Source organism: Bartonella sp. AA16NXGY, assembly GCF_042197325.1.
GTDB lineage: Bacteria > Pseudomonadota > Alphaproteobacteria > Rhizobiales > Rhizobiaceae > Bartonella.
The window spans coordinates 1-691 of sequence record NZ_JBHIRR010000070.1 but is presented as its reverse complement, the minus strand read 5'-3'; the positions used below and the strand labels follow the sequence as shown (position 1 = coordinate 691).

At 42.0% G+C, this 691-nt stretch carries 1 pseudogene; it reads right to left on the bottom strand.

Annotation, left to right across the window (positions count from 1 at the left end):
- Nucleotides 1-691 (bottom strand): annotated as a pseudogene (locus ACFINK_RS09375) (Vomp family autotransporter); the annotation flags it as partial.

Below are 691 nucleotides of genomic sequence, written 5' to 3'. Positions count from 1 at the left end.
CATCATTGACAAGACCACTAACTTTCTCATCCGTATACTTATTGGCATCTTCAAGAACTATCTTCATCTGCTCTTCAGTATAATCATGTAACTGACCCCCATTAACAGCTTGCTGAGAACCTGTTGCAATCTTGCCTGCCGCTACATTGTCTATCATAACAGGTTCGCTGTCATTGCCTCCTACTAACGTAATGCTATTGGTCTTTTTCCCATCACTATCTTTGTCATAGTTAACAACGCCATCTGTTACGGCTACTTCAATATCTTTCACATGTTGATCTATCGTATCTACTTTGTCTTCAACCTCTTTTACCCTCTCATTCGTGCTCCAAAGCTGACCACCATTAACAACTTCTTGCGAGCCTTCTTCTATCTTACCATCCAATACATTCGTAATCTTACTCGACTTACCATCATGCTTCGCATCATACGCGCCTTCTTCTTCATTCCAATTCAAACCATTGCTCGCCACATTCTTCTCAACATCATGAATACGCTCGTTGATACTCGTCATACCATCACTGACACCATCAAAAGCTCCTGCTACATCATGATAGATCTTCTTTTCTGACGAACTACCATCAGAATTGAATTGTGAAACCTTGAATTCCGGAGCCCTCCATTCGCCACCTTCATAGCTAGCTCCTCCTCCTAAATACATCGCTAGCGTCTGATGCAAGGAATAAAGCTG